This window comes from Candidatus Eisenbacteria bacterium (genome assembly GCA_030017955.1).
In the GTDB taxonomy this organism is placed as follows: Bacteria; Eisenbacteria; RBG-16-71-46; order JASEGR01; family JASEGR01; genus JASEGR01.
The window spans coordinates 1-9,606 of sequence record JASEGR010000094.1; the positions used below are offsets into that span (position 1 = coordinate 1).

A 9,606-nucleotide genomic window follows, 5' to 3' on the forward strand; every position below is an offset into this window, starting at 1 on the left:
ACTTGTGGCACTCGATACCATGTTCATGTAAGTTTATGCATAAAGCAGGCTAGGTCCCTCAGTCAACCCCTTCTCGGAATGGGACGGGAAGCGCTACCTGTTTACCAGCGTGAACCTTATTGGCACAGCCACCCAGACAGCAACAGGCCTGTTGTTGTTGAATGCCGGCTTCCAAAGAGTCTTCATCACTGCCTGTTTGGCGGCATCATCGAGCATCGGGATGGACTTGACGATTATGACGCTCCTGACCTTGCCATCCTTCCCTATGAGTGCATTCACAATGACCTGCCCCTCAAGCTGAGCCTCCCTGGCCATGTCGGGATAAATCGGCTGCGGCCCAACTATCATCTGCGGTACTTCCTCCACATAAACAAAATCAGTAGCGCTGGGCATCACTTCAGGGATGTCAGTGATTACCAGCGAGTCTCCTCCACTCCCTGTCATGACCGCCGGGGCCATCTGGGAGAGCTCTGCCTGAGTTGCTATCGTTTGTTCCGGCGCTCTCGCATCAGGCACAGGCACGGGAATACCGACAGAAGGACCTGACGGCGCAGCCACAGCCACGGCCGCAGGAGGAGGAGCACCGCTCAGAGACGGAGGCGCACCAAGCTCAGTGTACTTCACGAGTCTCACGCTGAACACCTTCTTTGGCCTCGACATTATCTTCATCCCGACCAGTAGTGAACCGACTATGAAAAGGTGGAGCACACAGGAAAAAATCACTGCCTTCGTGAGGAACTTTCCGTAGTTGACCTTAAGTTCATGGAACGACATAATCCCTGGAAGAACGGGATAATCGGAAGCAGCCTTCGCTCTCACTGGAGCTCCTCCACCTCCTTCTTTTCAGCATCTTCAAGTGGCGCCAAACTGAACCGGTCTATGCCGGCGAGTCCAAGTTCATCAAGCGTGTCAACCATTACAGAATACTTGCAGGCTCTGTCAATTTTAACCAGAGTGATGAGCTTGGGATTCTTCTTGATCTCCTCGTCAAGGACTTTCCCAATGCCTTTGAGGTCAGTAGTTTTGAATGGATCCGTTGCTACTGCCCAGAAGATAACTCCGTCGCCAATGATTCTCATGGTGAGGACGTTCGATTCAGGAACCTCAACCTTTGCCTTACTCGGAGGCAAGTTTATCTCCAAGGCCTGGGGAGCCCGGAAAACGGTCGTGACCATAAAAAAGATGAGAAGAAGGAACGCAATATCCACCATCGGGGTCATGTCGATCCGGATTTGTATTCTTCTCTTCACCCTCTTAAGGCCGCCAGGCTTCTTGCCGGCCTTCGGTGCTGCAACATCTACTGCACCCATACTCTCTCCTTTTGATTAGCCTGTCCGGAGTCTATATCTTCATCCTCTCAACCTCAAGCTCTGTCACAAGATTGAACCTGATCGTGTTTGTCTCCTGGAGCACGTCCATGACATCGATCACAGTCCCGTATTCAGCGTCCTTGTCGGTCTTAACTACGAATCTCAGCCCCGGACTCCTCATACGCGCATTTATGACGGCATTAGCAAGCTCCCCCATCGTGATGTTCTCAGCAGGAAGCGAATTAAGTGAAACAAAAAGTCGCGAGTCTTTGGTTATCGTGAGAATCAGGACGTTCGATTCAGGAACTTTGATGGCCGAATGAGAAGACGGAAGCACTATCTGCACTTCCTCCGCCGGCTTGAACTGCGTCGTGGCCATGAAGAATATGAGCAATAGGAATGCGATATCCACCATGGGCGTCATGTCGATCTTGATTCCTATTCTTCTCTTTGGCTTACGCGCTGGCATTTTTCTCTCCCTCTCTTGACGACAGGAGCTGAACAACTTCGTAGCTGGCCTCATCCATCATGTAGTTGAAGTTGTCCACCTTTGTTACGAAGTAATTGTAGGCGACTATCGCAGCTATTGCGATGAAAAGCCCGCCTGCTGTGTTGATCAGCGCCTCAGAGATACCCTGGGCAAGCTGAATGGCATCGGGAGCACCAGCGTGGGCCATGGCCCTGAATGCTCTGATCATTCCGATGGTAGTCCCAAGGAGACCCACCATTGTCCCGATGGACGCTATGGTCGAAAGGGCAATCAGATTCCTCTCCAGTAGAGGAACTTCAAGCATATTCGCCTCTTCCATAGCTCTCTGGGTCTCACTCAGATGCTTGTCCTTTGTGAGCTTTTCAGGAATCAACAGGCCAAACTTGTCAAGTCCCGCCTTGAGCACGTTCGCGCAGGAACCCTTCTGCTCGCTGCACAGTGCAGATGCCTTGGCGAGTTCTCCCTTGTCAAGAAGACCCCTCAACCTGCTCAGGAACGGCGGCAACGGCCCCTTCCCTCTTGCTTTCCTCAACGTGAAACTTCTTTCAAACATATAGGCTACACTTATGATCGACAGCGCGATGAGCAGAACAACGAGAGGTCCGCCTTTCTTGACATACTCAGGGAGTTGCATAAAAATGACCGTCGCGATAGCGAAGGCCCCAACATAAACCGCTATCATGAAAATCCGCTGCTTCACCTGTCACTACCTCCTTCTTTGTCCTTGGATTCCGATTTGTGACAACACGTGTATAGTGAAATGACACTCCGACTGGATTGCCTTACTTCACCTCCTCTCATTTCTACAATAAAAAGCCTTATCAAGTTCCTCAAGAATAGGGTCAGTTAGTTGCTTCTAGCCACCCCCGAAACGCTTCCGGCGCTTGTCGGCTTTTTCCTCCGCTTCCTTCAGTGCGTCCAGGGCGGCCTTTGCATCTCTGTTGCCCGGGTCATGCTTGAGGACTCTATTGAAATAGTCCTTTGCCTTCTTCAGATATACTGCCTGATTCTCAGTTGTCGAGCATACCAAATATCCCTGTGCCATCCACAATAAGCCCTGCACGTTGCCAGGGTCAAGAAGCACGGCCTTCTCCAGAAGCGGTATGGCCGCGCCGCATTCCTTGTCGAGCAACGTAATATATCCAAGTCCCCTGAGAGCTTCGGCAGAGGTCGAGTCTATTCCGAGAGCCGCCGCGTATCTCGTCTTCGCATCCTTGAGCAATCCCTGACTCAAGTAGGTCTGAGCGAGCCAGAGCTGAGCTTGCATGTTGTTGGGAGTTATCCTGGTCGCATGGACAAACGCATCGATAGCTTTCTGTGGGTTCTGCTTCTCATTGTAACACAGCCCGAGGTTCAGGTATGCCCCGACCGCAGTAGTATCAAGTTCGACCTTCTTCTCGAAGTTCGGGATTGCCTGGTCGAACCTTCGCTGAAAGTAGAAGGCCCTCCCCAACTCAAAATAGGCATCGCTCAGAGCCGGGTCAGAACGTATCGCGGCAGTCAGACTCGACTCGGCAAGAGCATATTCCTGCTTCACTATCCGCATCTGTCCAACTTTTACCAAATCGTCTGCGGCGAGCGGCGCAAGTTTGGCAGCCCTTTCGAAGTTCTTGAGAGAATCATCGTACTTGCCCTCAAAGAAGTAGATGAGTCCCAGGTAGCGCTCAGCGTCGCCATTCTTTGCCCCAAGGCGGATTGCTTCTTCAAAGGCCTTCTTTGCCTCTTCCCTTTGCCGCGCATAGTAGAGGGCCTTCCCAAGATAGAGAAAACCTTGCGGGTCTTCAGGAGCCCGCTTGGTGTATTCTCTCAACTGCACTGCCGCATTGGGATATTGCTTCGCAAGGTAGTAAAGGTTTCCTGCCTCGTAATATGGTTCCGCGAAATCGGGGGCGATCTCCATCGCTTTCTTATATTCACCCATCGCTTCATTGAATCTTCTGTCCTTTGCATAGGCCTCGGCCAATCTGAATCGTGCCTTGAAATTCTTTGGGTTCAGAGTGACGGCTTTGGTGTAGCTGTCGATCGCAAGGACCGCCACACCTTTTTCCATATAAGCGTCGCCGAGGTTCTTCTGAAATTCGCTTATTTTTGGTTTCGAAGCTGAAGCACGAATAAAGCTGACAATGGCGTCGTTGATCTTTTGCTGCTTGTCCTTGTCGTTGGCCTTTTGCGCTTCAGCAAGAAGAATGGTCCCTATGGCATTGGACGCGTAAGCTTTGTCACCTTTCGATGCTCCTTTGTCCTTAAGGGTCTTTCTTGCTTCCGCGGTCATCCCTAACTTCGCATATGCCGTCGCTAGCCCGAAATAGCACTCCGGGCATTTGCGCTTCAGCTCAATTGAAGACAAATAAGCTTTTCTTGCCCCCTCAAAATCTCCTAACTGGACAAGGGCATCTCCGAGAAATCTCTGAGCATTCGGGTTTCTCGGATCCTGCGATAGAACTCTCTCGCACTCTGTCTTGCTTTTCTTGTGAAGTCCGCTCTCAAGGTAGGCCTCGCAGAGGAGCTCTCTCGCCTCGATGAGAGTTGAATCTGCCTTCAGGGCCTGGTTGAGGTTCTCAATCGCCTTGTCAAGGTCCCCTGCTTTGAACGCAATCTTGCCCTCGTGCTCAAAATCCCTTGCAGCCTGCGCGAAAGAAAGAGCGGAAAGAAGGACTAACATCAGCCCGACCAGCACAAGACTTCTTTTGCCAATAGTAGTCTTCAACTACTCTCCCTCCTTGAGTCTCACAATCCTGGTGGGCATCGTCGCCGGAACAAGACCCTTCCCGATCACAAGTTTCTGCCCCGGAGCGCTTGTAACAAACGTGACGAATCCGCCCGGAAGCCCCAGGGCCGGCTGCCTTGTTATCATATAGATTGGATGGATGAGCGGGTAGTCGCCGTTCAGGACGGTTCCCTGGTCCAGACTGACTGGAGCTGACGACTGCGTTTCTGAGATCATGAGAGTCTTCACGCTCTCCCTGTCAATCATCATGCTGACGAATCCTATTGCGCCAATATTGTCCATTACACCGGCGACAACAACAGAATCGTTCGCCACGTGGTAGGATTTCGGACTGTACTCCCCGCCCTTGAGAACCTTGTTCTTGAAAAACTCAAAGGTTCCTGAGTTAGGGTCTGTCGTTATTGTTACTATGGGGGGATTGCCGCCGCCCAGCGCCCGCCAGCTGGGTATTCTGCCGCTAAAGACATCGGCGAGCTGAGGAAGGTTCAAGCTGTCAACGGGGTTCCTTTTGTTAACTATGACAGCAAGTCCGTCAATGGCTATCTTGAAACTTTCTAGCTGGAAGCCTCCTTCCTTGGCTGCAGCCAGCTCGTCCGGCTTGAGCTCACGGGAGATGACAGCCACGTTAGCTGTTCCCTCGAGGAGCTCCGCGATTCCAGCCCTCGAGCTTCCACCCCTTACCGTGATCGAGGCCTTTGGATAGTGCTCCATGAAGACCTGAGCTTCCTCTCTCACCAGGGGAAGAGCAGATTCGGAGCCGCTAACAAGAATGGCCCCGCTTGTGGGGGTCTCCGCAGGTTCCTTTCCACAACCCAAAGGGAGAGCCGTAGAGAGCAACGCGATCGCCCAGGTGCTCGCTCTCCCAAAAGAATTTATCTTCATTCGCTTTGTTCTGTCAATCCTTTTTTAAGGGATGACTATTGCCCTTTCAAAAGGACGGCTTTCCTCACATCGCTTTTCCGCGCAGCTTCCAGTCTCAATACATATAAACCTGATGAACATCTTTCGCCATGCTTGTTCTTTCCGTCCCAGGACAGCGTCACCATTCCCGGCGCATCTCCCCTACCCGAGATGGACTTAACTTCTCTTCCGGAAAGGTCAAAAATCCTTAATACATAACCTTGACCCGCTTTGTCAAGGAAGAATGAGATCTCACAGCCGGAATCAAAAGGATTCGGATAGACTCCTTTGAGCCCGAATGAGACTCCTGTGGCACTTGGGCCGCCGCCTGCAGAGCTCAGAGTAACAACCACGTCTTCTCTCTGGCTCCAGCCCGAACGATGTCCTTCGCTGTCGATCGCCCGCACGTGGTAATAGTAAACACCGTCGGTCTTGCCTGAAACAACATAGAACGTGTCAGGAATTGACGAACTCAAAACCGACTTTGTCGCAAACGTCTCGAGCGGATAGACATCATCCGCATACAGGCCTTCACCTGTCACGGATTGATCTGTCTGATACCTGATTCTCATCCAGACAGTCTTCCCTGAGAACTGACTCAATGGAAAACTTCCAAGAACCCAGCCACCGCTCGATCCGGTGATTCCGTTTCCGGCATTTCCTCCGTGCGGATCGTAGTTTGTCGTTATGTTTCCAGGGATGGACTCGAAGGTCATGCCGCCGTCAGCTGACATTTCGACATAGGCATAGTCGTAATTCGACTCAATATCATACCAGCACCAGAGCTTTAGACTATCGGCTGAGGCCACGTCCACTCCCTCAACTGAGGATAGCCGGGAATCAAGTCCGTCGGCCTTTCCGCCATAGAAGCTTGAGCTCCCGCTCTTCTTTCTCGTGGATGAAATCGTGAAACCTGAGGTCCCGAAGTTCACAAACCCCGACTCAGCTCCATCGGTGATGCGGCTCTTCCCGGACATCTCAACAAGCTCGTAAAGTTGAGCAGGATTGTGCGGATCCGGTGTCGTTGTTGACCACTCCAGCGTGTAGGTGCCATCCGGGTCGCCGTCGAGCGGCGTTATCAGAGGAGTCGCCGGCGGCAAGAGTCTCAAAGGATCGTCGGCGTACTTGAGCAGAAAAAGGCTTGGCTTTAGGTTCAACTCGCATGTCGGACCAATCAGGCTTCCTGGGGGCGCGAACCCACCCTGGGCGTATGTGTTGACCTCAAATGTTATGCCGTACGTTTTGTTCTTCGTGACGACTTCCCCATACACCCAGTCATCAGTATCTCCGTTCGTGAGATAGATGGTGCCGGTGGCAGCGTTGCCGTGAACGTAGTTGTTGTATGCCACTATGCTGTCGCCTAACACAGTGAAGAGCATTCTGTCCGGTGTGTGAGCGGCGATGTAGCCCCATGGGTAAAGCACCATCTCTCCGTAGCTGTGATAAGAAAGGGAGAATATGAAGTCGTGCGCCTCGCAGAAGTCCCGTATTACGTCGATCTCAGGTTCAGAAAACGGACCTGTTCCTCTATATACCTCTGAGCTCGGGGTCGGACTCGAGCCGATATTATCGTAGCCCCACATGTAGCCATAGTTTCTATTCAGATCAACACCGTAGCTTCCGTCTCCATTGTTCCTGCGATTCTTTCTCCACATTGAAGACCCGTTCTCAACATAAACGTGCCCGTCAGGATTCACCATCGGCACCAGCCATGTTTCTCTGGTATCGACAAGCCGTGTCGCAAGGGTGTCGGTCCCGTAACCATTTATGAGAAAACTCATGATTCTCATCGGAATCTCGACAGTCATGATTTCACGGGCGTGATGGTTACCCATGTAGAGAACTTCCGGTTCGTTCTCATCGACTCCGACATTGTCGGAGATCTTCATTGCCCAGATTGCCCTTCCCTCAACGCTGCTTCCGATTGAATCAACTTTGACTATGGCCGCGTGGGTTTGAGCATACGCAAGCATCTCGGTCTTCATTTCCTGGTACGTGTGATAAAGACCCAGATCCCCTTGTTCAAGAAGAGGAACAAGTTTCTGAGCGGGATTCTCGTCTATCACTTCCAGCTGAATGCCCAGACGCTGGAGCTTGAGAGACTCTTCAGAAGAGACAAGGGCATCAAGGTACTGGCCCGGACGAAAGGACGCGATGTCAAGGCCAAGACGGAGAATCTCATCAAGCTTGGATGGCTTTCCAAAATAAACCCGCACCAGAGACTTTTCCTTCGGCACGGGGGCAGAGGCTGCATTTTGAGCTAAGAAGAAAAGAGCAAGACAGAAGAAGAAAATGCTGCAAAAGAGAGCGAGGCGGACTTTCAACCTCATCCGGCCTCGGGACCAGACACGAACGCAAGATGCTTCATTCATGGCTCCCTCCGGGCGATCACGCCCTCCACTTCCCCTTTAACCTCTCACTCTGCATAACACGACAATTCTACGGGTGATTCCTGGCTCCATACGGACTATCAGCCACCCGCAGCTCTCCGTCTGAGTTCTCCCTTTTCGTCTTGGGGTCAAAAAAAATAAGCCCAATAGCATATTCGGCACTGAGCTGAAGTGTCTAAGTACTACTTGAAACCCTCAGTTACTCTTCAGTTACCCTTTGCCACCGTATATTTTACCAGAAAACCGGCCGGGAGAACAGGATTTATTTTGGGTGACGCCCAGACGGGAGAGTTTTCAGGGGGTGAGCCGGGGTCAAAGAAATTGTCAAGGCGTGAGCCGGTAGATCATTCTCGGAAACGGTATCGTCTCTCTCACATGCTCGATGCCGCATATCCAGGCGACAGTCCTTTCCAAACCGAGGCCAAAGCCCGCGTGAGGGCAGGAACCGAAGCGCCTCAGGTCGAGATACCACTCAAAACACTCTCTCGGAAGTCCCTCTTTTGCTATTCCTCTCTCCAGATCCTCAAGACTGTCCATCCTCTCGCCGCCACCTACAATTTCCCCATATCCTTCGGGAGCAAGCAGGTCACAGGACAGACAGAGTTTCTTATTCTCTGGGTCGGGCTTCATGTAGAAGGCCTTGCACTGGGCCGGGAAATGGTGCACAAAGACAGGAACTTCAAACGATTGCGCAAGTATTGTCTCATCCTCTGCGCCGAAGTCACCTCCCCACTCGAAGCTCTGCCCCTTCTTCTTGAGAATCTGAACGGCTTCATCATAGCTCATCCTCGGAAATGGCGGTTCGATCTTTTCAAGTGATGTTGTATCTCTCTCGATGCGCTTGAGCTCCTCTTTCCTCCTGTCAATCACTCGGCTCACGACGGAGCTCAAGAACTCCTCTATGAGGACCATCGTGTCTTCGAGCGTTGCAAAGGCCACTTCGGGTTCAATCATCCAGAACTCAGTGAGGTGTCTTCTTGTTTTTGACTTTTCAGCTCTGAACGTCGGGCCGAAGCAATAAACCTTTCCAAAAGCCATTGCGCTTGCTTCATTGTAGAGCTGGCCGCTCTGCGTGAGATATGCCTTGCCGTCAAAGTATCCGACTTCAAAGAGAGTGGTCGTGCCTTCACATGCGGCAGGAGTGAGTATTGGGGAATCCATGAGAACGAAGTTTCTCTCATCAAAGAAGTCCCGGCACGCTTTGATAATCTCGCTTCTTATCCTTAAGATCGCGTGCTGCCTTGATGACCTGAGCCAGAGATGCCTTTTATCAAGAAGGAACTCAACTCCGTGTTCTTTTGGAGTTATCGGGTATTCGTTTGACAGTGAAATGAGCTCTGTTCCGGTTAATTCAAGCTCATATCCTCCAACGGCGCGATCATCCTTTCTGACCTTGCCGGTTACTTCGAGAGAACTCTCCTGCGTGAGTTTTGAGCATAGATCAAATGCTTCCTGTCCGATGGCCGAAGCCGTCGCGACTGCCTGGATGACGCCAGTGCCGTCCCTTACAAGGAGAAACAGAATCTTCCCGCTGCTTCTCTTGTTGTAGAGCCATCCCTTTATCAGAACTTCCTTGCCTTCGAACTTTGCGATGTCCTCAATGTATTCCTGTTTCATGCCTCCTCCATCTGTTATTTGAAAGACACTACGAGCAGAAGGAATCCTAAGTCAAGCCTGAACCTGGAAGTGTTTCCGATCAGCTAGTGTGCCGTCCCAGAAATAACTTGACGAATTGCAGGGCCTTTCGTAAGGCACACTGCCAGGGGGTATGAGGGGGTCGTGGCCGAC

8 protein-coding genes are annotated in these 9,606 nt (G+C 51.6%); all 8 read right to left on the reverse strand.

From position 1 onward, the window contains the following. Nucleotides 1-93: 93 nt before the first annotated feature. The 8 genes from QME66_11685 to asnS all read right to left on the reverse strand — a co-directional run bounded on the left by QME66_11685 (nt 94) and on the right by asnS (nt 9,435). Complete coding sequence (locus QME66_11685; GenBank protein MDI6809625.1) at nt 94-819, reverse strand: energy transducer TonB; 726 nt, start codon at nt 817-819, stop codon at nt 94-96. Further along, complete coding sequence (locus tag QME66_11690) at nt 816-1,310, reverse strand: biopolymer transporter ExbD (GenBank protein MDI6809626.1); 495 nt, start codon at nt 1,308-1,310, stop codon at nt 816-818. The genes QME66_11685 and QME66_11690 overlap by 4 nt, the downstream gene beginning before the upstream one ends. 31 nt (nt 1,311-1,341) lie before the next feature. After that, a complete protein-coding gene (locus QME66_11695) occupies nt 1,342-1,779 on the reverse strand; it encodes a biopolymer transporter ExbD (GenBank protein MDI6809627.1) in 438 nt (145 codons plus the stop codon). Further along, a complete protein-coding gene (locus QME66_11700; GenBank protein MDI6809628.1) occupies nt 1,766-2,500 on the reverse strand; it encodes a MotA/TolQ/ExbB proton channel family protein in 735 nt (244 codons plus the stop codon). The genes QME66_11695 and QME66_11700 overlap by 14 nt, the downstream gene beginning before the upstream one ends. A 156-nt stretch (nt 2,501-2,656) precedes the next feature. Beyond that, complete coding sequence (locus tag QME66_11705) at nt 2,657-4,507, reverse strand: tetratricopeptide repeat protein (GenBank protein ID MDI6809629.1); 1,851 nt, start codon at nt 4,505-4,507, stop codon at nt 2,657-2,659. Beyond that, nucleotides 4,508-5,410: a PstS family phosphate ABC transporter substrate-binding protein gene (locus tag QME66_11710; protein MDI6809630.1), complete on the reverse strand. Its 903-nt coding sequence runs from the start codon at nt 5,408-5,410 to the stop codon at nt 4,508-4,510. 35 nt (nt 5,411-5,445) lie between these two features. Continuing rightward, nucleotides 5,446-7,800, reverse strand: a complete 2,355-nt coding sequence (locus tag QME66_11715) for a M14 family zinc carboxypeptidase (GenBank protein MDI6809631.1) — start codon at nt 7,798-7,800, stop codon at nt 5,446-5,448. A 342-nt stretch (nt 7,801-8,142) separates the two neighbouring features. Then, entirely contained in the window at nt 8,143-9,435 is a 1,293-nt protein-coding gene (gene asnS / locus QME66_11720; protein ID MDI6809632.1) for an asparagine--tRNA ligase, read from the reverse strand. Between the last annotated feature and the right edge of the window lie 171 nt (nt 9,436-9,606).

Bases quoted from the DNA above. Each gene is read 5' to 3' on its own strand.
- QME66_11690 (MDI6809626.1), bottom strand. From the start codon at position 1,310: ATGGGTGCAGTAGATGTTGCAGCACCGAAGGCCGGCAAGAAGCCTGGC.
- QME66_11715 (MDI6809631.1), bottom strand. From the start codon at position 7,800: ATGAATGAAGCATCTTGCGTTCGTGTCTGGTCCCGAGGCCGGATGAGG.
- QME66_11710 (MDI6809630.1), bottom strand. From the start codon at position 5,410: ATGAAGATAAATTCTTTTGGGAGAGCGAGCACCTGGGCGATCGCGTTG.
- QME66_11695 (MDI6809627.1), bottom strand. From the start codon at position 1,779: ATGCCAGCGCGTAAGCCAAAGAGAAGAATAGGAATCAAGATCGACATG.
- asnS (MDI6809632.1), bottom strand. From the start codon at position 9,435: ATGAAACAGGAATACATTGAGGACATCGCAAAGTTCGAAGGCAAGGAA.